Annotated in this window: 38 protein-coding genes; 21 read left to right on the top strand and 17 right to left on the bottom strand. The window is 38.3% G+C overall.

Annotated features, from left to right (window positions below):
• Positions 1-12 precede the first annotated feature (12 nt).
• Both BQ3481_RS02095 and BQ3481_RS02090 read left to right on the top strand, forming a co-directional pair.
• The gene (locus BQ3481_RS02095; RefSeq protein WP_157926755.1) at positions 13-729 is read left to right on the top strand and encodes a proteasome assembly chaperone family protein; all 717 of its coding nucleotides are present in this window, start codon (positions 13-15) and stop codon (positions 727-729) included.
• Entirely contained in the window at positions 726-974 is a 249-nt protein-coding gene (locus tag BQ3481_RS02090; RefSeq protein ID WP_157926754.1) for a hypothetical protein, read from the top strand. Before BQ3481_RS02095 ends, BQ3481_RS02090 begins: the two co-directional genes overlap by 4 nt.
• Before the next feature lie 8 nt (positions 975-982).
• Here BQ3481_RS02090 and BQ3481_RS02085 read toward each other — a convergent pair whose 3' ends face one another.
• The 3 genes from BQ3481_RS02085 to BQ3481_RS02075 form a co-directional block, all read right to left on the bottom strand.
• A complete protein-coding gene (locus BQ3481_RS02085) occupies positions 983-1,195 on the bottom strand; it encodes a hypothetical protein (protein ID WP_157926753.1) in 213 nt (70 codons plus the stop codon).
• A 28-nt stretch (positions 1,196-1,223) separates the two neighbouring features.
• Positions 1,224-1,502 (bottom strand): AlbA family DNA/RNA-binding protein, encoded by a 279-nt coding sequence (locus BQ3481_RS02080; protein WP_231911833.1) that lies wholly within the window; start codon positions 1,500-1,502, stop codon positions 1,224-1,226.
• 75 nt (positions 1,503-1,577) lie between these two features.
• Positions 1,578-1,820 carry a hypothetical protein gene (locus BQ3481_RS02075; RefSeq protein WP_231911832.1) on the bottom strand — a complete coding sequence of 81 codons (243 nt, stop codon included), beginning with the start codon at positions 1,818-1,820 and terminating at the stop codon, positions 1,578-1,580.
• 96 nt (positions 1,821-1,916) lie between these two features.
• On the opposite strand from BQ3481_RS02075, the gene dinB reads away from it, so the two are divergent.
• Positions 1,917-3,011 carry a DNA polymerase IV gene (gene dinB / locus BQ3481_RS02070; RefSeq protein WP_157926750.1) on the top strand — a complete coding sequence of 365 codons (1,095 nt, stop codon included), beginning with the start codon at positions 1,917-1,919 and terminating at the stop codon, positions 3,009-3,011.
• Here dinB and BQ3481_RS02065 read toward each other — a convergent pair.
• Genes BQ3481_RS02065 through BQ3481_RS02055 form a run of 3 tightly spaced genes read right to left on the bottom strand, consistent with a single transcriptional unit; the run spans position 3,008 to position 5,616 of the window.
• Complete coding sequence (locus BQ3481_RS02065) at positions 3,008-3,493, bottom strand: hypothetical protein (protein ID WP_157926749.1); 486 nt, start codon at positions 3,491-3,493, stop codon at positions 3,008-3,010. The genes dinB and BQ3481_RS02065 overlap by 4 nt on opposite strands.
• Complete coding sequence (artG, locus tag BQ3481_RS02060) at positions 3,468-4,415, bottom strand: thaumarchaeosortase (protein WP_157926748.1); 948 nt, start codon at positions 4,413-4,415, stop codon at positions 3,468-3,470. Before artG ends, BQ3481_RS02065 begins: the two co-directional genes overlap by 26 nt.
• Before the next feature lie 40 nt (positions 4,416-4,455).
• The gene (locus BQ3481_RS02055; RefSeq protein ID WP_157926747.1) at positions 4,456-5,616 is read right to left on the bottom strand and encodes an Nre family DNA repair protein; all 1,161 of its coding nucleotides are present in this window, start codon (positions 5,614-5,616) and stop codon (positions 4,456-4,458) included.
• Positions 5,617-5,699: 83 nt separating this feature from the next.
• Between BQ3481_RS02055 and BQ3481_RS02050 the strand changes: the two genes are divergently transcribed.
• Positions 5,700-6,083 (top strand): hypothetical protein, encoded by a 384-nt coding sequence (locus BQ3481_RS02050; RefSeq protein WP_157926746.1) that lies wholly within the window; start codon positions 5,700-5,702, stop codon positions 6,081-6,083.
• Between the two features lie 301 nt (positions 6,084-6,384).
• On the opposite strand, the gene BQ3481_RS02045 is transcribed toward BQ3481_RS02050, so the two are convergent.
• The 4 genes from BQ3481_RS02045 to BQ3481_RS02030 all read right to left on the bottom strand — a co-directional run bounded on the left by BQ3481_RS02045 (position 6,385) and on the right by BQ3481_RS02030 (position 10,135).
• Positions 6,385-7,305, bottom strand: coding sequence for an EF-Tu/IF-2/RF-3 family GTPase (locus BQ3481_RS02045; protein ID WP_157926745.1), 921 nt, complete (start codon positions 7,303-7,305; stop codon positions 6,385-6,387).
• A 57-nt stretch (positions 7,306-7,362) separates the two neighbouring features.
• Positions 7,363-8,055, bottom strand: coding sequence for a hypothetical protein (locus tag BQ3481_RS02040; protein ID WP_157926744.1), 693 nt, complete (start codon positions 8,053-8,055; stop codon positions 7,363-7,365).
• A 352-nt stretch (positions 8,056-8,407) separates the two neighbouring features.
• Positions 8,408-9,238, bottom strand: coding sequence for a class I SAM-dependent methyltransferase (locus tag BQ3481_RS02035; RefSeq protein ID WP_231911831.1), 831 nt, complete (start codon positions 9,236-9,238; stop codon positions 8,408-8,410).
• Between the two features lie 96 nt (positions 9,239-9,334).
• Positions 9,335-10,135, bottom strand: a complete 801-nt coding sequence (locus tag BQ3481_RS02030) for a helix-turn-helix transcriptional regulator (protein WP_157926742.1) — start codon at positions 10,133-10,135, stop codon at positions 9,335-9,337.
• A gap of 150 nt (positions 10,136-10,285) precedes the next feature.
• Here BQ3481_RS02030 and BQ3481_RS02025 point away from each other — a divergent pair, with 150 nt between their 5' ends.
• The 4 genes from BQ3481_RS02025 to BQ3481_RS11940 all read left to right on the top strand — a co-directional run bounded on the left by BQ3481_RS02025 (position 10,286) and on the right by BQ3481_RS11940 (position 11,530).
• Positions 10,286-10,654, top strand: a complete 369-nt coding sequence (locus BQ3481_RS02025; protein WP_157926741.1) for a C2H2-type zinc finger protein — start codon at positions 10,286-10,288, stop codon at positions 10,652-10,654.
• An 86-nt stretch (positions 10,655-10,740) separates the two neighbouring features.
• Positions 10,741-11,265 (top strand): PDDEXK family nuclease, encoded by a 525-nt coding sequence (locus BQ3481_RS02020; protein ID WP_157926740.1) that lies wholly within the window; start codon positions 10,741-10,743, stop codon positions 11,263-11,265.
• Positions 11,235-11,417 (top strand): PDDEXK family nuclease, encoded by a 183-nt coding sequence (locus BQ3481_RS02015; RefSeq protein ID WP_157926739.1) that lies wholly within the window; start codon positions 11,235-11,237, stop codon positions 11,415-11,417. The genes BQ3481_RS02020 and BQ3481_RS02015 overlap by 31 nt, the downstream gene beginning before the upstream one ends.
• Positions 11,414-11,530 (top strand): hypothetical protein, encoded by a 117-nt coding sequence (locus BQ3481_RS11940; protein WP_394336728.1) that lies wholly within the window; start codon positions 11,414-11,416, stop codon positions 11,528-11,530. The genes BQ3481_RS02015 and BQ3481_RS11940 overlap by 4 nt, the downstream gene beginning before the upstream one ends.
• 107 nt (positions 11,531-11,637) lie before the next feature.
• On the opposite strand, the gene BQ3481_RS02010 is transcribed toward BQ3481_RS11940, so the two are convergent.
• Complete coding sequence (locus BQ3481_RS02010) at positions 11,638-11,790, bottom strand: CBS domain-containing protein (RefSeq protein WP_157926738.1); 153 nt, start codon at positions 11,788-11,790, stop codon at positions 11,638-11,640.
• A gap of 42 nt (positions 11,791-11,832) precedes the next feature.
• Positions 11,833-12,117: an antibiotic biosynthesis monooxygenase family protein gene (locus BQ3481_RS02005; protein WP_157926737.1), complete on the bottom strand. Its 285-nt coding sequence runs from the start codon at positions 12,115-12,117 to the stop codon at positions 11,833-11,835.
• Between the two features lie 132 nt (positions 12,118-12,249).
• On the opposite strand from BQ3481_RS02005, the gene BQ3481_RS02000 reads away from it, so the two are divergent.
• Positions 12,250-12,513, top strand: coding sequence for a hypothetical protein (locus BQ3481_RS02000; RefSeq protein WP_157926736.1), 264 nt, complete (start codon positions 12,250-12,252; stop codon positions 12,511-12,513).
• Positions 12,514-12,517: 4 nt separating this feature from the next.
• Here the strand turns inward: BQ3481_RS02000 and pth2 are convergent, their stop codons facing one another.
• A complete protein-coding gene (pth2, locus tag BQ3481_RS01995; RefSeq protein WP_157926735.1) occupies positions 12,518-12,874 on the bottom strand; it encodes a peptidyl-tRNA hydrolase Pth2 in 357 nt (118 codons plus the stop codon).
• A gap of 115 nt (positions 12,875-12,989) precedes the next feature.
• Between pth2 and BQ3481_RS11595 the strand changes: the two genes are divergently transcribed.
• The 6 genes from BQ3481_RS11595 to BQ3481_RS01970 all read left to right on the top strand — a co-directional run bounded on the left by BQ3481_RS11595 (position 12,990) and on the right by BQ3481_RS01970 (position 17,359).
• Positions 12,990-13,130: a hypothetical protein gene (locus tag BQ3481_RS11595; RefSeq protein ID WP_173848069.1), complete on the top strand. Its 141-nt coding sequence runs from the start codon at positions 12,990-12,992 to the stop codon at positions 13,128-13,130.
• An 83-nt stretch (positions 13,131-13,213) separates the two neighbouring features.
• Positions 13,214-14,350 carry an NAD(P)/FAD-dependent oxidoreductase gene (locus BQ3481_RS01990; protein WP_157926734.1) on the top strand — a complete coding sequence of 379 codons (1,137 nt, stop codon included), beginning with the start codon at positions 13,214-13,216 and terminating at the stop codon, positions 14,348-14,350.
• Between the two features lie 50 nt (positions 14,351-14,400).
• Entirely contained in the window at positions 14,401-14,580 is a 180-nt protein-coding gene (locus tag BQ3481_RS01985; protein WP_101010189.1) for a zinc finger domain-containing protein, read from the top strand.
• 3 nt (positions 14,581-14,583) lie between these two features.
• Positions 14,584-14,865 (top strand): elongation factor 1-beta, encoded by a 282-nt coding sequence (locus BQ3481_RS01980; protein ID WP_157926733.1) that lies wholly within the window; start codon positions 14,584-14,586, stop codon positions 14,863-14,865.
• A gap of 8 nt (positions 14,866-14,873) precedes the next feature.
• Positions 14,874-17,042, top strand: coding sequence for a CDC48 family AAA ATPase (locus BQ3481_RS01975; protein WP_157926732.1), 2,169 nt, complete (start codon positions 14,874-14,876; stop codon positions 17,040-17,042).
• Between the two features lie 2 nt (positions 17,043-17,044).
• Complete coding sequence (locus BQ3481_RS01970; RefSeq protein ID WP_157926731.1) at positions 17,045-17,359, top strand: hypothetical protein; 315 nt, start codon at positions 17,045-17,047, stop codon at positions 17,357-17,359.
• Here BQ3481_RS01970 and BQ3481_RS01965 read toward each other — a convergent pair whose 3' ends face one another.
• The gene (locus BQ3481_RS01965; RefSeq protein ID WP_157926730.1) at positions 17,360-18,241 is read right to left on the bottom strand and encodes a heme o synthase; all 882 of its coding nucleotides are present in this window, start codon (positions 18,239-18,241) and stop codon (positions 17,360-17,362) included.
• 94 nt (positions 18,242-18,335) lie between these two features.
• On the opposite strand from BQ3481_RS01965, the gene BQ3481_RS01960 reads away from it, so the two are divergent.
• The 4 genes from BQ3481_RS01960 to BQ3481_RS01940 all read left to right on the top strand — a co-directional run bounded on the left by BQ3481_RS01960 (position 18,336) and on the right by BQ3481_RS01940 (position 20,723).
• Positions 18,336-19,427, top strand: coding sequence for a cupredoxin domain-containing protein (locus tag BQ3481_RS01960; RefSeq protein WP_157928429.1), 1,092 nt, complete (start codon positions 18,336-18,338; stop codon positions 19,425-19,427).
• Positions 19,424-19,837: a Mov34/MPN/PAD-1 family protein gene (locus BQ3481_RS01955; protein ID WP_231911830.1), complete on the top strand. Its 414-nt coding sequence runs from the start codon at positions 19,424-19,426 to the stop codon at positions 19,835-19,837. Before BQ3481_RS01960 ends, BQ3481_RS01955 begins: the two co-directional genes overlap by 4 nt.
• A gap of 364 nt (positions 19,838-20,201) precedes the next feature.
• Positions 20,202-20,459, top strand: a complete 258-nt coding sequence (locus BQ3481_RS01945) for a DUF2024 family protein (RefSeq protein WP_157926728.1) — start codon at positions 20,202-20,204, stop codon at positions 20,457-20,459.
• Positions 20,460-20,534: 75 nt separating this feature from the next.
• Positions 20,535-20,723, top strand: coding sequence for a hypothetical protein (locus BQ3481_RS01940; RefSeq protein ID WP_157926727.1), 189 nt, complete (start codon positions 20,535-20,537; stop codon positions 20,721-20,723).
• A gap of 5 nt (positions 20,724-20,728) precedes the next feature.
• Here the strand turns inward: BQ3481_RS01940 and BQ3481_RS01935 are convergent, their stop codons facing one another.
• The 3 genes from BQ3481_RS01935 to BQ3481_RS01925 form a co-directional block, all read right to left on the bottom strand.
• Positions 20,729-21,091, bottom strand: a complete 363-nt coding sequence (locus BQ3481_RS01935; RefSeq protein WP_157928427.1) for a hypothetical protein — start codon at positions 21,089-21,091, stop codon at positions 20,729-20,731.
• A 156-nt stretch (positions 21,092-21,247) separates the two neighbouring features.
• On the bottom strand, positions 21,248-21,742 hold the full coding sequence (locus BQ3481_RS01930; RefSeq protein WP_157926726.1) for a GTP-dependent dephospho-CoA kinase family protein: 495 nt from the start codon (positions 21,740-21,742) through the stop codon (positions 21,248-21,250).
• 19 nt (positions 21,743-21,761) lie between these two features.
• Positions 21,762-22,850: an Mrp/NBP35 family ATP-binding protein gene (locus BQ3481_RS01925; protein ID WP_157926725.1), complete on the bottom strand. Its 1,089-nt coding sequence runs from the start codon at positions 22,848-22,850 to the stop codon at positions 21,762-21,764.
• Between the two features lie 357 nt (positions 22,851-23,207).
• Here BQ3481_RS01925 and BQ3481_RS01920 point away from each other — a divergent pair, with 357 nt between their 5' ends.
• Together BQ3481_RS01920 and spt4 are read left to right on the top strand one after the other, a co-directional pair.
• Entirely contained in the window at positions 23,208-23,810 is a 603-nt protein-coding gene (locus tag BQ3481_RS01920; RefSeq protein ID WP_157926724.1) for a DNA-directed RNA polymerase, read from the top strand.
• Between the two features lie 6 nt (positions 23,811-23,816).
• The gene (spt4, locus tag BQ3481_RS01915; RefSeq protein ID WP_148694018.1) at positions 23,817-24,005 is read left to right on the top strand and encodes a transcription elongation factor subunit Spt4; all 189 of its coding nucleotides are present in this window, start codon (positions 23,817-23,819) and stop codon (positions 24,003-24,005) included.

The following is a 24,005-nucleotide window of genomic DNA, read 5'->3' as shown; positions in this document are numbered from 1 at the left end:
AATAATCACATCATGGGAAACGAGGTATACATTAGAGAAATCATTTCAATTGATATAAAGGAAGGCTATTTCATAGATGGTTTTCCATACACGGGTTTAGCAAATGCCATTGCAACAGAGTCACTTGTCAACACAACATCTCAATTTGAATTGGCGGGTGTACTTGACTCTGATCTTTTCCCGCCAATTAGCATTGTAAGGGATGAGATACCAAATTTTCCTGCCCGGATTTTAGTCAACAAAGATCTCAAGGTAGCAGTCTTTTCATCATACCTTACTCCCCACGAATCCATTCATCGTGATGTAGCACGAGTCATGCTAAAGTGGGCAAGCGATCACAAGTGTTCTTTCATCATAAGTAGTTCAGCAATCAAAAGCGATGATGAAACACCGGTTGTGATAGGGGTTGGCAGTACTGAAGATGCAAAGAAAAAATTACGTGATGCGGACATACCAATATTAAAGAATGGAACCATACCAGGAATTCCAGGAATTTTATTAAACGAAGGCTCCATAGCGAAAATCAATGTCATAGTATTATTGTGCAAGGCAAAAGAATCAGGGCCTGATTTTCGAGCAGGCGCTGAGATTTGCATGGCAATGACAAAACTTGTCCCAGGAGCATCATGTAACCTCAAGTTATTGCTCAGTGAAGCGGAAGGCATAGAACAAAACTTGAAACAGACAGAACAAGACGCAGGCCCATTCAGAGATGCAATTTACGGATGATGTTTCAAGAGAGAGCAATCACAAGAGAGAATTTTGAGAAAGTTCTAAGAGTGTTAGATTCTGACGAGGGTGTAAGAATAGATAACGAATCAAGATACATATTTGTAAACAGGACATCAAATAGATACTGTATTGACATATCTATAGACAACAAAGACGAGTTTATTTACAAAAATAGTGCTGATGAAGTTATGGACTTTTTAAAAGATCATCTAAATGAACTGTCAAAAATTTTTGCATATTAGAAAAGGAATCAACCACAGTCCAATTCCTCAATGTTTGATTTGCATGCATCATTAAATTGCGAGATCTTAGAATTCAACATATCACAGAGTTGTGGGTCCTTTGTCTTGTCATAGTGCATAATATCCTCTGCAATGCCTAACTGACGCACAGTGCACACACGTGATAATTCAAATACATAAGAAACAACTGATACGGTCAAGCCAGCTGTTACTATAATCACAATCCATTTTAGCTGTCTATTTAGCATTCTAACTTTTTGAAACGTCTACCTCTATGGTTGAAACGTTTCTTTCTTTCCCATCATTTGATTCAAGCCTCTCAGAGAAGATCCTCACTCCACTTACTCTGTATCCCATTGCACTCATCCTTTTTACTATCATCTGTGATACATCGACTGCCGTAACCATGCTTCTGCCCCTTGCTTTTATGGTCACGGTAGGCTCGTTTGCAAGAAGGGTGAGAGTAGCATTAAGGTATGTCAAAATGGGTTTTTTACCAATAAATACAATATTAGGCGGTCTGGACACAAGACCCACTCTTGTTGTGTTTTATTTAATAGTTAGCAAAGAAAAAACGATGTTGCTTAATCAGGAACATATGCTCTAGTCAAGATTCTTTTTTTCTATGTACGTCTGCAAGATTTTTTCAATATCTTCAGATTTGGATTGCTTTACTTCCTCAACGATATCTTTTTCCTCAATTTCATAACAATTGAGCATCTCATTTTGCTCTTTATAGAATAACAATATTTTTTCCTGATATATGCAATAATACATCTTGTCAACCTCCATTTTTTCAGATTTTATCTTGACACCCTCCGGTTCTACAATAATTGGATAATCCATGTGTGGTTTATCCATACAGCATATTTAGATGATGTTGATAACAAGGACGAGAAGATCAGCAATAACGTAATAAGGATTTCAAATCATAAATTCAGTGTGGATAACAGAGTCGTATTTCATATTGACTTTGATTACTTTTATGCCCAGTGCGAAGAGATACGCAGACCAGACCTAAAGACAAAGCCTGTAGTTGTATGTGTATATTCAGACCGTGGAGGAGATAGTGGGGCAGTTGCAACTGCCAACTATTTGGCTAGAGAATATGGAGTCAAATCAGGGATGCCAATCAAGTTTGCAAAAAAGAAACTTGTAGACATATCAGAGTCTGTTTTCTTGCCTACTGACTTTGAATATTATTCAGAGGTTTCAGAAAATGCCATGAACATCATAAGAAATCATGCCGATATTTTTGAGTATGTTGGAAGAGACGAGGCATATCTGGATGTTACAAATAGAACAAGCCATAATTTTAAAAATGCGGCACATCTGGCACAACAACTCAAGAATTCATTACGCAGTACAATAAAGCTTTCAAGCACTATCGGAATATCTTCAAACAAGCTTGTTTCAAAGATTGCATCAGGCTACAAGAAACCAGATGGTCTTACCATCATAGAGCCACAGGAAATTGAATCATTTTTAGGTCCACTACCAATACGAACAATCCCAGGAATAGGCAAAAAATCCGAAGAAAAACTTTCTGAGATGAATCTTGAGACAATATCACAACTTCATAATGTTGATGTCTTTACCCTAAACGGATTATTTGGAAGAAAAATTGGATCATATATTTACAATGCGGCACGTGGGATCGATGAAGAGTCAGTATCTCCAAGACATGACCCCATCCAGTATAGCAGGATAGTAACATTAAAGCAAGATTCCAAGGATTTCGGGTATCTTGCAAACGATTTAGAAAAACTTTGTGATGATTTGTATAAAACCATAGTAAGGGATAACATACTTTTTAGATCTGTTGGAATTCAGTTTGTCCAGTCAGACCTGTCAAATAGGACAAAATCAAGGACCCTTAGAAACCCAACATCAAGTTTGGACGAGTTGAAAAAAACTGCGATTCAGTTGCTAAGAGAATCAATCGAGGACCAGAAACTGCCTGTGAGACGACTAGGAGTACGAGTCTCAGATTTTTCACGGATTAGCGGACAGATAGACATTACAAGATTTTTTTAAACCAACACACCTACCCGAGAAGCCAGTCTTTTATGCTCATCATCTGATATCCATTCTACACGTAGATAATCAAATATCTCGCTGTCATTCATCCCCAGTCTTCTTGCCTCTTCAACTGCAATTTCATATGCTTCAATTTCAGTAGGCCTGTCAACATAAGAGTACGACTCGTCATAAAGATCAAATCCCTGTCTTTGTTGTTTTACATGCACCAATTCATGGATTATGTCAAGATATAGAATTTTTTTTTCAGAATTTCGAAGGTGATTTCTTCCTATCACTATTGACGCATCATCATTTTGAACATGCATATAATGCGTTTTTTCATTCACAATAACAGATATGTTCTCAAACACATTATCCAGATTTTCTCTAGTTTCAAATATTTTTAAGAGAATTTCAGTGTTTTTTAGATTCACAAAAATTTCTTCGATGTAATATGTCCCGTTTTCTACATCATGGTTTATTTTGATTTGGTTCATTTTTTGCAGCCTCTAATTTTTTGATGCGCTTTGTTTCCACATATGTAACTATGAGTAAAAATATGAAGAGCCATGGCAGAAACATGATCTCGCCTGCAATGCCATGAAATGACTCGAATTCGTTCACGTTGGTAGATATCTTGAGGACAAAAATCGACAATGACAAAATCCTGATTACGTTTACAGTTATTGTTCCAACTACTCCTAGGACAAAGTAGACGATTTTTCTATTTCTTGGAATATTCATCTTTAGTAAAAATGCCATCATCACAAGTGAGTAGATTATGATACTGTGCACACCTGCAGACGGCCAAAACACCTGCAATGCAAATGGACCATGTATACCATTAAGGAACATTACATTGTTGTGAGAAGTAGCCAAACCAAGGTGAAATAGATTTATCAAAAAGACATCAAGTTTTACAAGATATGGTACAACATACTGTAGCGGTCCCAGAGTATCATATGGAAAAAAAGCATCAAGTGACAAAATAATTGCAGTTCCTGCCGTGTATATTGGACCTGCAGGAGATATTCGAATCCATCTTTTCCCAAATAGAATTGTCAGGCTTACCATAAAAAATGCAGCCAGTACAATAAAGTCCCACATCCAAGTCCAAGAGTCTTTTAGCAATACATGGAAACTTGGAGCGATAGATATCAAGTAGGATTTCAAACCAAATTCCAGACCTGTAAGATATACTATTACTATGATGGCAAGCGGAATTGCTGCCAATAAACGTTTTTTTGGAATTTCCAATTTCAGACCAATTAGCTCTGCTGCGATAAATGCCGTTGCAAAAAGAAAGCCACCCCTACCTTGGTTCCATCCAAGGCTGAATGTGTTTGGAAATACTACTAGTGCAAAGAGCACAGGAGAGGCAAGTATTGCTATCGCAAAGATAATACTTTTGTTTTGCAATAAATTAAGTCCAAAGTGTGTTAAATAAAAACTCTAGCAACTAGAAAAAATCAGATATTGATTTTTGTTTTTGGGCCAAATACAGTTTACTGCGTACAAGCCATTCTTTTTTTCCAATGCTCAATCCCTTGCAAGCAAGATCTAGTCCTTCTTGAAAAGTGGAAACAACGAATGGTTTTTGTTTCAGTGCCATACGAATTCCTTCTCGTACTTGCCACACTCCCACTGGTACTGCATATTCTGGTCGTATTTCACGAAGTACCATGACAGCTGCTTGAATTTTGTTTTCTGTAAGATATTCTGACACTGCAAGTCTTGAAGCAAAGTGAGCCCCAGCAGTTTCTGGATAATGTGTCATGCCTACAATATCTTCAAAATCAGAGCCAAATCCTACATTTCCATGTTCATCATACCACGCCTCTTGCATTTCAAACATCCACCTACTTGGAAACATGACAACTGCAAAAAAATTACCCAAGTGATTGTATGAAAATACCAAGGAAACATCCAATATCGAATATTCAGTTATTTTTTCTATGAGCGATTTTGAGATGACATCATCTGTTGCAGTGATACTCCACCTGGTTGGTACGAGCTTTCTGTTTTTCCCAAACATTCCAATGCTAAAACATTTTTGGATTCGTGAAATTTCAATGCCTCTGTTGTAAAGTTCCACCATTGCATCCTGTGCCAAGAGATCCTTGTCATAAAATGTTCTCTGTATGTTTTTGTCAGATGACGAGTTTGCAAATTTTGCAGACTTTATCTCACCAATTGGTCCAAAAATTGGACTATCCCGGTCAACTGTGACAACAGGAGACGCATTTTTTACCAGTTCCAATTCTGCGTCAGTTGATCGTTCAGACATGGACATCTCTTGGAGGTTTTCAATATATTTTTGCTCCACATCATCTATTTTTACAGGTTTTATGCCACGAACCAAGCTTAGCCTGTAATTCACTATATCCTCGAGACTTTTTCCTGTCCATTTTTCCGGAGAGTCTAGGATCATTGTGTCACCATGAACAGGAGGTAGCATAGGACCTACCAAGACTTTTGGATAACCATATGCTCCAACAAATACAGACGGCGGAGTAGAACCAGCAATATTACTAGATGAAAACAGGTTGCCATAACGCGAGAGATATTCTTTCCAGTTTGATTCTATTGCTTTTCGTATGTCGGTAGCAGTACGCTTCACATAAACATGTAACGGACTCTTGCTAATAATATTATTTAGATCGTTATTTCAAGTTATATTCAACTAGATCAAGATTAGATCAAATGGATTCTGAAACTTTTGGCGTAGAGATAGGATATGGAACACAGGCAATAGAATGGATGAATGATGAAGCAAAGAAGATGGGTTGGAAATTTGAGGCAAGGTTATACAATTGTCAAATTCAAACAAAAAACTTTGGTTCGTTTGAAATGTTTTCGTTGATTGGAGACCCAAAGGCTGCAAGAGAGATAACAATGAGAGCAAGTAAACGTTTTAAGATCAAAGTCATAGAAGGAGGCTACAAGACAAGAAAATTTTTGGCAAAAATTGCAAAAAATGAGTATGGAGTAGTAAAAAAAGGTGACAGAGTTATAGGCCAGATCGAATTTGAATCTTCTAGGTTTTCACAGGGAGAATGGAAGATAACAAAGGAAGAGAGAAAATAATATCACATGTATCTAGCTGAACAGGTGACATTATTCCAATAAAAAATAGATGTTAGTTACCAAGACACTTTCAAGTCTGCGGGTGTTGATTTAGCAGCTAGTCTTTCAAGATGGACGTGTTTCATTTTTCCCAGTTCTAGTAAATCTTCTATAGATTAGACCTATAGATATCATGCACACAGCAGTAAGAACAGACCATGATGTAAATGCAACAGTATCAAGATGAGTCAAATCTTACAATGTGTTATGAAATGGATCTATTTGAGTGAATTTAAAAAACATCATGAGAAAAAATTTAAAACTATTTTGTAATTTTCCCGCTACCCACAATGCGAATAGAGGTAGATTCAGGTTTTAAAATAACACACGTGTCTCCTTTTTCATATACCGCAGATTTACCAAGCAACAGTTTCATAGGATTCAGAGAGACAATTTTGACAGGTCGTATTTGCAACCCAATACTTACAAGAAACATTTGGTTTTCAGAAACTTTATCTTTAAAGAATTTATTTTGCACGTAATCAACCTCAATTTCTTGGGAAATCATCATTGTGTTCGGCATACAAAGTACATCACCTCTCTGAACATCATCTGTCACTACGCCTTTTACTGCCAAGCCAACTCTTGCAGGAGAAACTGCATCTTCCACAGTATCATCGTGCATTTGGATAGATTTTATCATAATGTCTGTTCCTTTTGGAAACAGTTTGAGGTTATCATATACTTTGATCTTGCCCTGTGCTATTTTGCCAAGAATTACTGTACCTACACCTTTGACATCAAAACAATGATCTATTACAATTTGCGGATTACCATCTTTTGAAACCGGCTCCAGCAGATCAATTTCCTTTTTTAGGTTTTCAGTGTCTACCAATTTGTATTGCTCTACAACTGTTCCTTTTATCATTGAAAGCAGCATGTTCTTGTCAACATCAAAAGAGTGCGAAAGAATTCCTTGTTTTTTACCAAGCATATCAAGTGCAATTATTTGCTCGCCTGTAAATTTATCGAGTTTTGTTACATGAAATATTACATACTCGCCCATGTTTATGGCCTGAAACAATGATTGGATTTTGTCTGGAAATGAGGTTGGCACAGTCCAGGTCCGTAAAACTCCAGATTCTTTTCTGTCATAAATTGTAATGTCAGTAGCCGTACCTTTTTTCCCAAAATCCTTTGCAAGTGATTCATCGGCAAGAAGTGTGAAATTTATCGATTTCATTTTATTTGTAAAATTTATGGACTAGTAAAATATCTTGTGGAGTTGTCAGAGAAGAACTTAACAGATTGCAGGTCCGCCAGGCGGATTGACACAATGTGTATTGTTCCTAGTGGCCATATAACCCGTCACGGTATTATTTGACATGGTATTATGCATCATCATGCCGAGATGTGTGATTGCATTATCAAGTGCTGCCGGACTTGTAGAAAGTCCCCGTGCATCAGCCAAGAAAACCATCACGCTTGATCTGTATTGTTTTATCAAATCATGATAATGGGTTCGCTCGTCTTGATATTTTGCAGTAATAGCATTAAGTTGTATTGAACAATCTTGTTTAATGGAATTGATATCTCCTGGAGCAGCAGCCTGAACTCTATTCTGGCAGTCCAGTATAACTTTAAGAGTTTCAGCACCCTGTTGTTTAAAGTCTGCAACTGCAGAGTGGATAAAATCAGATATTTGTTGAGCAGACTTGGTATAATTAGACTGGGAAGTTGTAGAGTTAGTCACCGGAGTGATAATTGCACTTGTAGTGTTGGTAGACATGGTTATAGTTGCATTATCATGCATAATCATGGTTGCATTTGTGCTGGTAGAGTTAGTATGCATTGTCATAGTCTGATTCATGCTAGTTTGATTACCAGATGACTGCATCATACCACCATAACTTTGTGCGTATGACATACCAACAGGCATAATCATGGCACTAGTAAGCAACATTGTAACAACTAGTAATGCATTAATTTTCAATGATCACATTTTTTTTAATTATTATTTAAGTGAAACGAAGAATTTGTGATGATGAGTATGGTGAATATTTTTACACCAATTAAGAAATGGGTCCAAAATACACATAATGTGAACCATTACATACAACATGTTCATCAGCCCACCTTGTAAAATTATTAACATTTGGTGTTTTTCCTCCAAACATTTCACCAATTGACAGTCCTACACGTGCATGAATACTAATTCAAATCCAAGATGTTCGCTCTCAAAAAGTCACTTGCCGCCAATGCAGAAGACTAACACTGTAGTGAGTTAAAACCTATAGAATCAACAAACCCATTTTTGATCATTATTAACAATGAATCATTTTTGTTCAATTCACCCTTGTTTGTTCGATAGCTGCAAGAACTAGATCTACTTTGTACATCAATTCAAGGCGTGAATTTACGCTTAATTTCCACGAAATAAAACTTGGCTTGCCAGTACCGAGAATTAACTTGAATCCCATCTGTCGTATATTTGCGCGCAGTGTTTTTTCATCTAGCCTAGTTTTAACAGAATTTTTTCTCCCATCATAATCATAAGGATCAGACAAGAGTAAAAATCGCTTAGATTGAATCCCAACAATTTTTAAAAACTTCAATGGTTCAACCAGTTCTAAAATATTCAGGGATACAACAAGATCAAATTTCATGGAACCAAAAGGTCCTGACAAAGAATCTGCTAGGAAAAAGTCCATATTTTTTACCTTGTGTTTCTTTGCTTCCAACAACGCAAAAAAGGATTTATCAATTCCAAATACAATGCCATGATGTTTTGCCATAATATCAGACATTGTGCCAATAGAACAACCATGTTCCAGTACAAGACTACACTTTGGTAGTTTCTGGACAATGTTTTTTATTTTTTTCTCAAATATCGAATATCTGCTTTTCTTGTAAATTTTTGTCCAGTTCTTTTCTAAATCTGTTGTATCATCTCCAACTTTTTTTATGTTTTGTAGTGATTTTTTTATCAAGGATTTTACTTTCGAATTTTTTACATTAAGTAAAAGATAGCCCCCAAGTTTTGTCCTAATAGAGAAAAAAGATGAAAGATCTTCAACTAGAATTGGGATTGACAAGATTATGGGATATATACCAGTACAAGATGTGCAAGAAAGTAATCCTTCCACAATCTCGGTTTTCTTTTCAAATACCTCCATTTCCAAAGACCATCCACATTTGACACATCGAATATACTGCAAGCTAGATTCGTACAATAAAGCTCGATACCAGTAAGAGATTAAATCTATAACGATTTACTCTGAAATCTTGTTCTCTTGGAATGGTCCTGAATTATACCAGCAATACCTGAAATAATCAAGACACCACTCGTGAAACAGCTGATCTTTGCTATAGAACATTTCCCTCATGTCTGCGTCCCCATCAAGAGTTGGAAACAATACACATGCCTCTTTTTCATTTAACACAACAACTACCTTGACATCCTCTTTCATTTTTCTTTCAACCAATCCCTTGTCAAGTAAGGCCTTCATATCCAGCTTGTTTAACAGCTCTTTTCTGCCCTTGGGCACAATCACGGTATTAGAAAATATGTAGTTGAATGTAGTGCCACGTTTTACTCTTGCAAGCAATGGTTCTATTAGATCCAGGGGAACCTCGGTGAATAACTCGTAGATGTATTCATCCGCATTCTTGTACACAAGCTTCCATTGTTCCAACACATTAACAAATCCCTTGATCTGTTGCCCTCCAGCAAGAGCACCAATTCGTTGTATGAATTTCATAGGAATGTCTCCAAAGTCATGGGTTTCAAAATATTTCCGGTTTCTTGATAAAAATAGTAGTGAAGGTACTTGAGTACACATTGTCTTTCCATAAGTAGTTAGATCATAGTATCCATCTTTGTCTTTCATGATAAGTCCGGCATTTGAAAGGCGTTCAAAGTTTCGATGCACCTCTTGCACAGTGGCATGCAATTCCTTTGCCATGTTTGAAATTTTTGATTTTTGTTCCAGCAGTTTGAATATTATCTTGAGTCTTTGTTCGCTTGCAAGTTCTAGAAAATCGTTTGCCGCGTTTTCATAAATTGTACCCACAACATACTTGGTTCAAAGTATTTATGTAAATCTTACTAACCTAGATCCTGTGCAGATTATTATCATGAACAAATTCTTGTGAGATGTGATGTGAGATATATTTACCAAGCGTATTGTTAAACTAAAATATCATGGTCAACTGGACTAGGTATGATCACAGTAAACTGTAGAGACATACCATCCCTAAAGTCTCCCCTTGCTGTATACACATCGGAGCAAGTTGGAGCAGTACCTGCACTGAAGATACGAGAATTTGTACTAGATTCCATCAATAATGATGATGTAGATGCTTCAAGAGTCATAAAGGCAATCAGAAATTTCCTGGACTCATTGTCAATTGAGAAACATTTTGCCATAATTCAGAATAAAAACTTGATTTCAGTAGTGGCAATAGATGACTTTAAGCTGGAGATACAGCCTGCACAGCCAACGGATCAATTTTTTTCATGTGTACACTGCGGTCATGTTACCCAATTTGAGGCAGTGCATAACAACCACATGAAGATACATTATTTGTGACACGTGATCAGATATTAAATAACATATTCATATCAGAAATTCATTGTATACATGAGACACTACATAAACAAAGCAGACACATTTGAATGAAATATTGCCACCGTAGGTATGATACTGGCACAATAAAAGACAACAATACAAAACTTCTAGAGATGTTTCCAATAACAGTAGCAGAGAATATAGGTCAAAAAGTGAAGGAATGTATGAAAACATCTGAAATTTACAAAATGGTTCTAGAAGCACTCAAAATTGAAGATGCAAGCAAGGTAACGCATCACAAGTACAAACTCAAAGAATCGATCATGAGGATGGGACCTGCCGGATATAGCTTTGAAAATTATGTTGGTGAAATACTCCGAGATTATGGTCACAATGTTCTCTTTACAAGAACAATAGAGCACGGTAAATGTGTAAAGCATGAAATTGATCTAGTTACAGAGATCATTTCCACTGGCGAAAAATACATAATTGAATGCAAGTATAATAACATGTCTGGAATATACACAGGTCTCAAAGAATCATTGTACACACACACTAGATTCTTAGATCTAGATGACAAGTATGATCAGGAAATGCTAGTATGCAAACCAAATTATCAGATGACGCCATAACATACGCAAAGTACATAGGCCAGCAGATAATTTCTTGGAGATACCCACCAAGCAAAGGCCTTGAAAGCATGATTGAAGAAAAGGGCCTATATCCAGTAACAATTTTAGGGTTAAACAGGTTGAGTTCGAGTCTTTATCAAGAAACAACATGATGTTGATCAAAGATTTGATAAAGTCAGATCTGAATATGTTATCCCGTGAAACTAAAATATCATACCAAAGACTGCAAAGACTTCAGAATCTTGCCATGCAAATTCTAGAGTAGTGTATAAAAATACTCATGATAGACATCAAAATGTTTCTAAATATCAAGAATTTCAGGGCATTAGTGTACTGGATCACATGATTACGAGAACTGATGATATGAATTTGCTATGTTGTAGTAGATCTGCTAGTTTTCTTTAGAGTTTGAAGATATTTTTGCCTCTCACTTGCCAGTTCTATAATGTCTGTTTTGCTTACTACTCCCAAAAGTTTACCTCCCTTGTCACACACAAAGACCTTTCCTACACGTTTCTGAACCATTTGTAAAAGAGACTTTATTTGTAAGTCTAGAAAAATTTCTGTCTACTGAGACACTACTTCATAAAACGTTGGCTTGGGCAGCACATCCATCAAAGAATGACCCTTGGATTGAATTCTGAAATGTTCTTGTGTTTTGTGCATTGCTTCAAACTTTGCCTGGTTTTCAAACTCCACCAGAATCACATGCTTGCCACTACGTGTTTCCAACAGTCGTCTTCTTACAAAGCCATCAAATTTTGAGAGCTCGACATTAGATTCAGATATCCAGTTTTTGAACTCGTCTTCTGAGCCCTTTTTGATTTGAATTTCTGCTGAAACTACAAACATATGCTTGATCGGTAATTATATGAATAATAATATTTCTAAGATTGTCATGCATAGCAAGTTGCACGTGTCTAAATGGTGCTATATTCGCACAGACTCAATAATTCTAAATAACGGAGTAATTCGATCAAAGACATGAATGAGAAGCTCCTAGCATATGGATCAATCATTGCGGCCATAGTGATAATGTCAACCATCGTATTCCCATTTTGGAATTTGATTCCATCCATGGTTACAGAAAAAGCCAGAGTTGTATATTTAGAAGGAGGCGGCAAATGCACTGTAGAAACAAGTGATGGTTTTGACATACGTGGCATTCCTTGCAACAATGCAAAGGTAGGAGACAATATCACTGCAACATATGATGTAAAGGTAAAAGACAGAGAGCACAAAATATAGCAGATTAGAGAAGTTTTAGATCCTTTGTGACTTTATCAATCATTTCTTCTGGAGCAGGACCTATCGATATGCATGTCACAGTCCCAGGTTCTATCTGAGTATGACCTGCATCAGTGACCTCAGACCAAGGCAGATCATGTGATATCGCATCACGTTTTATTTTTTCAAGCTCTGACATGCTAGATACTTTAACAACAACTTTTTCTTGTCCGTATCTTTCCCACTGATCAAACCATTCTCTTTTTGATTTTCTCACATGCTCTGCTCCCAAAACACATGCGTGACCTACTTGTGCAGCAATCTTTCCAGTACCCATCCCTAAATCTTTTCTTACAACAATTACTTGCTTGATTGTACCCATACTGATTTTGAATTACATTAGGGCATGTTAAACTTTTGAACAGCGTGTTTAACAAAAAAGGCTTGTTTGATTTTCATATTATATCCATAAATAACGGTATTATTTTACTAGATACATGCCAGGTATGAAATGCGTATCATGCGGAATTGGATTCTTTTCTGCCACTGGTTCAGACAAATGTTCCAAGTGTTCAGACAAGGGCCATCATGAAGCCGCAGCAAGTCATGACTCTTGTGGTTGCGGTCATAGCCACTAACCCATTTTTTCTCACCATAAAATAAAACCGAGTTTTTTCAAATCCGTATTGAATTAATAGTGTATGTACAAAAAATAAGAAACATGGATTATGATGTAGTCATAGCAGGCGGAAGTGTTGCAGGATTACTATGTGCCAGAGAGATTGCAAGTAAGAACCATCGAGTCCTAGTAATAGAAGAAGACTCTGAGCTGGGAACACCTGAACACTGTGGTGGAGTAGTCAGCATCTCTGCAATAGACGACTTGGGCATCATACCAATGAGGGCCACACTTGACAACAAGGTACGCTCTGCAAAAATAGTATCACCATCTGGAAAAGAGTTTACAATTGATGCAAGGCAGCAACAAGTAATAGTCTTGGATAGACGAGAATTCGACAAGCAGATTGCGCACCAAGCTCAGGTCAAGGGAGCTGAAATTAGAGTAAGAACATCACTGCGAGAGATTACAAAGGAAGGAGTTCGAACATCGGATGGCGAGATCAAGTGCAAATTTGTTGTAGATGCAAGAGGTGTGACATCTCTTGTTCAAAAAGACCGAACTGGCACTCTCCAGTCAGCACAGTACGAGATATTTGCAGACTGGATAGACAAGGAAAGAATCGAGGTCTATTTAGATCAAGAAAGATATCCCGGATTTTTTGCATGGGTCATACCTACTAGAAGAGATGAGGCAAAAATAGGAGTAGCAGGAAGAGGAATTAATCCAGCACAAGTAATCGAGGAATTTCTCAAGAAAAAAGGAAAACATTCCACCATTAGAAAAATATTTGCCCCAATTTGGATCAAGGGGCCAATCAAAGAGTTTGTTACAGGAAATGTTATCACAATAGGTGATGCGGCAGGACAAGCCAAGCCCACAACTGCTGGAGGAATCTATTCATCAGGAATTGGCGGCATATTTGCAGGCAATGCAATTTCCAAGTTCTTGGAATCTGGAAACAAGTCAGAACTGGCAGAATATCAAAGAGAATGGAACAAAAAATTCGGCAAGGAGTTTGAGAATATGCTTCTTGCGCGCTCTTTACTTGAGAGAATGGACAACAAAACAATTGACTCAATATTTGACTCGATAACACCAAAGATGCTTGATGAAATCTCAAAGGAAGGAAGTTTTGATTTTCATACTACATCGGTTGCCAAAATACTTGGCGTAAGAGGATCGGTCAAGGCGGTACAAGCAATTCTTGGAAATGAATTGAGAAGATTGCTGAGCTGAGTCAAAATTGATAAGCAAGGTATAAATTCAGTAGAAATCGAGTTTTAATCATGTCATCAACAATAGCATTACCTGTCTGCAGTTCTTGTCACAGACCAATAATGCCTAACGATAAGTGTGTAAAATTCAATTGCCCAAGTTGTGGCTCGGTATTACTCTGGAGATGTGAGAGTTGTAGAGAAGCAGCAAGACCATACAAATGCAATTCATGCACATTTGAAGGACCTTAGAAATTGGCGCGACTTTCACTTAGAGCAAAAATTCTCCCAACAGGAACTGAAATAAATCTAGACGACATTGCAAAAAAGATCACCGTATCATTAAAGGAGGGTATTATACTTTCAAAATATACAAAAGAGCCGCTTGCTTTTGGCCTCTATTTCATTAATGCAGAGTTTGCCCTAGACGACAAGGAAGGTCAAATGGATTCTCTTGAAAACGTAGTACGTTCAATTGAAGGAGTTGGAGAATTCGAAGTACTAGGCTTGAGCAGAACATCTGTTGATATGAAGTAGGTATCAACTTGGTAAAAAAAGACGAACTGCTACAAATGCGGGTCGGCGAAGCAAAACAAAGAGACGTTGGAAAAAGACGAGCCAGAATTGAACCAGAGGCAATGGAATTTTTAAAAGTAGAAGCAGGCGACATGGTTGAAATCATGGGTAAAAGATCAAGTTGTGCAGTAGTATGGCCTGCAGATGACGACAACAAGACACCAGATGTCATTCGAATAGATGGTCAAACAAGAAAAAATGCAGGAGTTGGAATCAACGACTTGGTAAATGTGAAAAAGGTAACAGCCAAGCCTGCCAAGACTGTAACTTTAATGCCGGTAAACGGAAATGTTACAGTTGACAAGGAGTTTACAGATTTTGTAAAAAACAGACTACGTGGTTTACCACTTTCTGAAGGTGATGAGATATCAGTAATGATTCTTGGAAATTCGATGGATTTCAAAATTCACAAGATCTCTCCAAAAGCTGTTGTAAAAATAGAACGAAGTACTTCGGTTACTATACTTACTGAGACATCCATTGATAAAAAAGTCAGAGTTACATTTGATGAAATAGGTGGCCTTAAGACACAGACTAAAAGAATGCGGGAAATTGTAGAACTGCCATTAAAACACCCCGAAGTTTTCACAAGACTCAATGTAGAGCCACACAGTGGAATATTGCTGTACGGCCCTCCAGGATGTGGAAAGACATTGATTGCAAAAGTATTAGCAAGTGAATCAGAGGCAAACTTTTACTCAATTAACGGTCCAGAGATAATGAACAAGTATTATGGAGAGACAGAGGCAAGATTACGAGATATTTTCAAAGAGGCAAGAGAAAATTCACCAAGTGTGATATTCATTGATGAAATTGATGCAATCGCCCCAAAAAGAGAGGAAGCATATGGAGATGTGGAAAAGAGAGTAGTGGCTCAGTTATTAGCCTTGATGGACGGTCTGAACGACAGAGGAAATGTAATAGTTCTTGGTGCAACAAACAGACCGGAAAGTGTAGACCCTGCTTTGCGAAGACCAGGTAGGTTTGACAGAGAGATTGAGATCACAGTACCAAATGCAGACGGTAGGCTTGAGATACTACACATCCACACACGCGGCATGCCACTTCAAGATGTAGACCTCAAAACACTTGCTGCAGAATTACACGGATATACAGGTGCGGACATCAAATCATTATGCAGAGAAGCTGCAATGAAAGCCCTCAGGACATTCTTACCAGAGATTGAGAACGAGAATGAAAAGATAGCGCCAGATGTATTAGAAAAGATGAGGATAACATTACCGGACTTTTACGATGCAATGCATGAAATCGTGCCAACTGCCATGCGCGAATTCTATGTTGAGAGTCCAAAAGTATGGTGGAAGGAAGTTGGGGGACTGGATGATGCAAAAAGAACTCTAGAAGATAACTTGATCACTGCAATAAAAGAACCAGTCAAATTCCAAAAGATGGGAATCAAACCTCCAAAGGGCGCATTATTGTACGGTCCATCAGGATGTGGAAAGACGTTACTTGCACGGGCTCTTGCAACAGAGAGTGGTGCAAACATGATACTCGTAAGAGGACCAGAGATACTGTCAAAATGGGTCGGAGAATCAGAAAAAGCAATAAGAGAAATTTTCAGGAAAGCAAAGACATCATCACCATGTATAATAATATTTGATGAGCTTGACTCACTTGCCCGTTTCAAATCAAATGAAGAGGGCGGGATTGGAGAGAGGCTGCTAAGTCAGCTTCTTACAGAGATGGAAGATGGAGGAGCGTCAAGAGTTGTAGTACTAGGAATTTCAAACAGACCAGATCTTATCGACCCATCATTAATACGACCGGGCAGACTGGATCTAATGATCTTCGTTCCACCGCCAGATGAAAAGGGTCGATTTGAGATAATCAAACTATTAACAAAACAGATGCCACTTTCAGGTGACATTAACTTGAAAGAGATTGCAGTAGCAACAAAAGGATACAGTGGAGCAGATCTTGTTGCAGTATGTAGGGAAGCTGCAGTAAATACCATGCGAAACAATAGTCAAAAAATAACTAGTACTGACTTTTCTGCCGCACTCAAAAACGTCAAGCCATCAATTACAAAAGGAGTTGAAGATTGGTACTCTACAGTTAAAGATAATATATCATACGCATTACCAAAACCAATGGACAAGGCATTTTACGGATAGATATGGCCATCCCACTACGAAATACAATATATGAAAAGATCAAGATTGCAGGATCTCTTACCGATTCAGAGCTATCAAAATCCCTCATCAAGGCGGGCATCTCAATTCCAGAAGACGAGTTTAACAAGACTCTCCTCAACCTAGAGATCTATGGCTTGATCAAAGTAACGTGGCTAACAAAAGATGAGCGTAGAATAGAGATATCTGAAAAGGAAGAAGATGAAGATGAGATAGAAAAACAGAACATGGAAAACTTGGAAAAAGAATATGAATCAGGATTTCCAGGTGTTGGACAAGAAGAAGAGATTCAAGAATAGTTATTTTATCACTGGAAAGTGAAATGCCGCATCAAGTGCAATTCCTACAAATATTATTGTAAGATATGGCGCAGTAACCTTGTACGCTTTCCATGCAAAATCCGAGGTGGGAGTCTTGGTAAGCTTGTAATGATAAACCAGCATAAGACCGCCAGATACCAATGCAACACCCAGATACACATATCCCAATCCAAATGCAACAAGTGCAATAGAGTAGGGTAGCAGTATTGCAGTGTTGAGCAGAATGTACTTGGAGGTCTTTTGCATTCCAATCAATACTGGAAGCATCGGGACCTTTGCCTCTGCATAATCGTCTCGTATTTTCATTGCAAGACACCAGAAATGAGAAGGTGTCCATACAAAGACCAGCATGCCAACCAATGCCCCAAGAATATCCATGGAACCAGTTGCTGCAGCCCAGCCTGCCATGGATGCACAGCTTCCAGCAAAACCACCAATTACAATGTTTGACCAATTATTTCGTTTAAGCCAGACAGTATAGATGATCACATAGAAAAATATTCCAAGCGCAATAAAGAATGTAGATACAGGATTTAGTGTAAACCAAGCATAAACCACTGAAATACAACTAACTGCAAGACCATAGACAAGTACACTACGAGCTGCCATCCTTCCAGATGGGATAGGTCTTGTGCTCGTACGTTTCATCAGTGGATCAATGTCTCTGTCATAGAAATGATTCAGAGCGCTAGAACCTGCAGATGAAAGCGCACCTGCCACTATCAAGTGAAAGAGTACCACATTGTCAAGAGGTTTGTGTGCGATCAATATGCTTGCAGCATACATCGAGGTCACTGCAGTAATTACAAGTAAAACTATGATTCTTGGTTTAGATACTTCAAGTACTTCCTTTAATCCCACGGATCTAAGCTGATTTGCAGGGAATTTAATTTCTTCGAAGATTATCCCACAGGTTCAAAAGAATTAAGTATGTCATTTCATGGAACAACCACAAATGAGTGACTGGGACCTCATGATGCCAGGAATGGGACTATCAGCGATTGGTCTAGCAGGAGTGATTTTATCATATCTGGGCATTGCAAACACCTTTCTTACAGGAATGCAGGCTCTTTCAGGTTTAACCTTGTTTATCGGCTTGGTCTTCTTGTCAGCAGGAATTCTAAGTGGCGGTGTATCGACTAGCCCACGTGCCAAGGCAACTACGCTTGTAATCTTTGGCATTGCAGGATCTGTTGCAACATATGCCCTGAGCTTGAACAAGGTAATCACATCATTGACAGTATTTGTCGGATTGCTATTAATCATCGTGATACCAACAATAGTTCTTGCCTTTTTCTCAATGAAGATGCCAAAACACTTCAAACCAGTAGCGACAATATTCATTGCGGCAATGGTAGTAGCAATAGGCTCTTACACAGTATTTGGTTTTATTGGACCAGGTGCACAGTTTCATCTCAACTCAATATCAGAAAATGCGACAAACGCAACAGCACCCACTTCAAATGTACCGGTCATATCAATTGACATTCCTGCAAACGCATCAATAAAGGGCAATCCAAGCTTCATCCCCAATTCTGTATCAGTCCCCAAGGGAGACATCATAGAATGGAAGAATGACGACAAAGTAGGTCACACTGTGACAAGTGCAGATGGTACAACGTGGGATTCTGGAATAATATCAGCAGGTAAAACATTCCGTCTTGATACATCAAAACTCAACGCCACAACATACCAGTATCTGTGTACTGTTCATCCAATAATGTCAGGAAGCATAACCATAACAGCCCCAATGTTTGCAAATGTAACCATCTCAAGTGGTGCTTCAAAACAAGCTGCAGGCCAGAAATACTTTGACCCACAAGAGAGCAAAGTAAAAGCCGGAACAACAGTAGTTTGGACAAATGCAGACAGTGTAGCACATACGGTTACCAGTGGCAACCCTAGCGATTCATCCCCTGGCGGACTGTTCGACTCGGGCCTTATCAAACCAGGAAAAACATTCCAGCAGGTGTTTAACACTGCTGGCACTACATCATACTTTTGTACAGTCCACCCATGGATGACTGGAAAAGTAACAGTAGGATGACAATAAAGGTAATAATTTTCTCAAAGAATCAAATAGAGACATTGAAAAAACACTCAGAACAAAATTCTCCAAATGAAGCATGTGCAATTTTGTTTGGCAACAATGTAAATTACCAGGTTACAATAAAAGAAATTTTTCTTACAAAAAATATCGACCAGGCACCAGCAAATTTTACCATTTCAAGCGAAGAGCTAATAGCAGCATATAGCAGTGCGGAGAAGATGGCGTTAGATGTCAGCGGGATATTTCATTCCCATCCAGTCTCAGTTCCATATCCTTCGTTGACAGACAAGAAATACATGGAAATCAATCCTGTACCATGGATCATATTCTCAAACATAAATGACGAATTCAAGGCGTATATTTACAATTCAGGGATTATCATCGAGATTCCCGTAAAGGTATTGTGACCTATTTTTTGTGAACTTTTTTGTGTCGTTCAAAATGTTCTTTATCTGTAAAAATAGTGTCGCAGTCCTTGCATTTTAGTTCGGTTTTAGCGCCCCACAACGGCAATTAATGGCATGAACTTGCGTAAAAGGATTTACTGATGATATTTAGAAGATCGGGATATACAACTAGAGAACCAAGAAATGCCCCTAGTCTCTCAAAAAGTGTCCAGAAATACACACCAAATTCATTAAAAATATGAAGTTTTAGAGACGCGGTAAAGATGCATTTCATGTGAAAACCCATTTCCGATCGCCTGCTATGCCAATCATGTTAAAAACTTGTCCAAATTAGATTAAATATCCCTTTTTTCGAATATCAATCATGGAAATTCACGTATATGATACATACGTAGAGGCAAAGGATGGCCATACAATGCATTTTGATGTCATTACAAGCCAGAAGGATCACCAAAAGGCAATCCAGTATGCAAAAGAATGGCTCAAGACTATAGGAGAAGCCGAGTCAAAGGTTTCAACCGAAGAATGCCAATTCTGCCACTCACAAGGTGCACCAGAACCAATTGCCAACGAGATCCAAAAGAAAGGCTACTTCATCCAAAAGATGGAAGGCTGTCCGTAAGATCTAATCTCAATTTTTTAATTCAATTACTATTTTTAAAAACTCTTTTTAGCGTGATGCATATAGCATCATGCCATGGCAAAAAAAAGCAATTACAACAGATTAACTGTAGAGGGAGACATACAAACAAAGTGGATATGTGGCTGCTTTGAGACGGTAGACGGATTTTTCAGGTTTTGTTCCCAGCACGGAGAGTTGATGAAGAACACCATAGTGTCACAGATAGACAAGCTTGACATGACCACAGTCGTTGAAGAAAAATAGCCTTTTCAACGCCTTTTCGAATATGGTTTAAACGTCCAGCCTGCAAGGCCTCTCCTTACCATCTTGTTGAATCTTCTTCCATGACTCATGTATGGAAACCTCATATGGATTAGCTCGTGCACAATGGTATTTTCCAGCATTTTTTCATCCTGGATCTTTCGTACATTAACAAAAACAACATTGTCCTGAATGTACGAGACTCCGAGATATTTGTATGCAGATGTTCGCCTTCCCTCAGTTACTGCCTTTGGCATAGCAAGAACCTCTTTTGTTGTTAAGAGTATCTGAGGTTCAGATATACTAAATCTTGCAGAGTAAATTCCCACTTTTTCAAGTATCTTAAAACGCAGATCATGGTCTAGCTTCATAAAATCAGAGACGACAATTCCAAGTTTAATTGATGTTGTCAAAATTCGTATTGGTAGTAGTGGATTTTTTCGTTTCAACCAGAAAAGTAGTAAGCAGGGTCAGAAATCATTAGTTTAATCACAAATCATACAGCCACCGTCTCCTCATTCCCCACATTAATTCATTGAACTCATTATAGATTTAGCCTTATTTCTTACCTTCTCTGTCAATACTACAAGAACCAGCCCTTCATTTGGTTGACCATACAAGATTACTGCGTTATCAGGTGCATAAGCTGCAACTGGAAGAACAAGCAAGTCCTCCTCCCCATCGACAATTATTCGCACAGGCGGGGTCATGTTAAACGCTTGACGAATTGTGGAAATGCTGTCTTCTGTAATCTCTGCGGCAGGATTTTTACACTCGAGAATTGTTTTCACATATCCCCCTGGCAAGTCCCTCTTGTTTCTCTTTTCCAAAGAATCTACAATTTGCAGAGACGGGTTGAAACCAAACGATATCATCTTTTCAGTAGTGGCATCACCTACAGTGATTACAAATGCGTCTTTTGGCATGTTGTTTGAAACACTAGATCTAGTTACTTTATGATCTTCAATGAGCAGTCCAAGTGGTTTTTTTAGCCCAGACCGCAGGTTTTCAGGAAGATGCACGATTTACCTTTATTTTCAACTATTTTTGAGTTGCTACCTCAGCTTTCATTTCATCACTTAGCTGGGATGCAAGAACACTGCATCTTGCTGCCACATTCTTTGCTACAACCATGAATGCCTGAGACATTGTAGAATTTGGATCTGTTACAAGTACGGGCCTTCCACTATCAGAACCCTCCATTATGCCAGGATTGAGCGGAATTGCCCCCAAGAATGGAAGGTCGTGTTTCTCACTCATTCTTTTTGCACCCTCTTTTCCAAAAATGTAATGATCAGTAGCACAGTTTGGACATCTAAAGTAGCTCATGTTTTCTATGACCCCCATGATAGGAATGTTTAGCTTTTGAAACATTCCAAATGCCTTGACAGCTATATTACTTGCAACATCCTGTGGAGTTGTAACAACTACAATTCCTGTGATTGGAATTGTTTGTGCAAGTGTAAGAGGAATATCTCCAGTCCCAGGCGGAAGATCTACGATAAGATAATCAAGATCTGACCAGTTAGTATCGACAAGAAATTGCTTTAAAATTCCAGAAATTATCGGTCCCCTGTAAATTGCTGCTTGATGAGATTGCTCTGCAAAAAAGCCAAACGATACAACTTTGAGTCCATGTGATTCAGCAGGTTGTAATTTATTATTATCAACCTCCATTGCGGATTTTCCCATTCCAAGCATTAGAGGAACGCTTGGACCATAGATATCTGCATCAAGCAGTCCAACTTTTGCACCAGTCTGGGCCAATGCTAGTGCCAAGTTGACAGAGACAGTTGTTTTACCTACTCCTCCTTTTCCGCTTGCAACACCTATTATGTTCTTGACTGTTGGCAACATCTCGTCCATGCTAAGTGATCTTCCTTCCATAACCTTGGCAGTAACCTTGAGATCAAATTTTGATATCTCCTTCATCTTGGAGATTGCGTTTCGTACATCTTGTTCTATTTCATCATTAAAAGGACAAGCTGGAGTGGTAAGCTCTAGTGTAAATTTTAAATCGTTTCCGTTGATTTCAATGTCTTTTATCATCCCCATTGAGACAATGTCTTTTTTTAGATCAGGATCAATCACAGTGGCAAGAGTAGAAAGTACTTGATCAACTGAAACCATAAAGTAAAAAATCCCGAATACAATATTTAAACATAAGTAAGGGACTGCATTGAAGAAAACATCTCATCCAAGTTTGGACTAAGGTATCACAGATTACGCCTAGATTCCAAACTCTATTCATGGCATTTTCATGGTGCGTGTACATATTGCTTTGAGACACACTGGTGGTACCAGACGGGATTCACATGTAAAGTGTTGATGACAAAACGTGGTGAACCAGTAACTATCGAGTCGATGTGATCAAGTCAAGAGATCGGATTTTCATCGCATGATTTGATAGTACCATCAAACATACTACAAAGACAACATTCAAGTTATCCAAAGATTCATAAATTCAAATTTTATGTCGATTTATGGATGTTTTCTATATCGACCCTTACTGATGTAGTTAGAATACCTCCTAAACTATTTGGCGAATCCCTCAAAAAGGCCGCAATCACCATCCTACGTGAAAAATATGAGAGCATGATAAACCCAGAGCTTGGCTATGTCATAATGATACTTGAAACCAAGGTAGAAAAAATGGGCAAAGTAATTGCAGGCGATGGCGGAACGTATCACAGAGTAGAATTCACAGCATTAACATTTTCACCAAAACTCCAGGAAATTGTCCGTGGAGAAATTGTCGAGATTACAGACTTTGGAGCGTTTGTCAGAATTGGTGCAACAGATGCATTGTTACACTTGTCACAAATAATGGATGATTATCTCAAGAGCGATGTCAAGTCTGGCATGATCCTTGCAAACCAGAGTGGAAGAACAATGAAGATTGGAACAACACTCCGTGCAAGAATCACAGCAGTATCAATTGGCAAGACAGCAGCCATGAAGGTTGGCATCACCTGCAGACAACCATTTCTTGGTGCAGACGAGTGGATTGAAGAGGAGATCAAGAAATCCAAAAATCCAGCAGCTGCTGCAGCATCTTCAGACAAAAAGAAACCAGCGGAGTCCAAGTGATAAGAATTGGTACGAGAGTTGGCTTGTCGCAAATGTAAGTTTGTCACAGTAGGGAAAGTATGTCCAATATGCAAGTCATCAGACCTTAGTCCAGACTGGAGTAGTTCAGTTCTTGTTGTAGATCCAACAAATTCTCTTGTTGCCAAGTCTCTAGGAATAAAAGAGAAAGGCAAGTATGCACTCAAGGTAACATAG

Source organism: Candidatus Nitrosotalea okcheonensis, from assembly GCF_900177045.1.
In the GTDB taxonomy this organism is placed as follows: Archaea; Thermoproteota; Nitrososphaeria; order Nitrososphaerales; family Nitrosopumilaceae; genus Nitrosotalea; species Nitrosotalea okcheonensis.
This window is presented reverse-complemented; position numbering and strand designations above follow the sequence as displayed.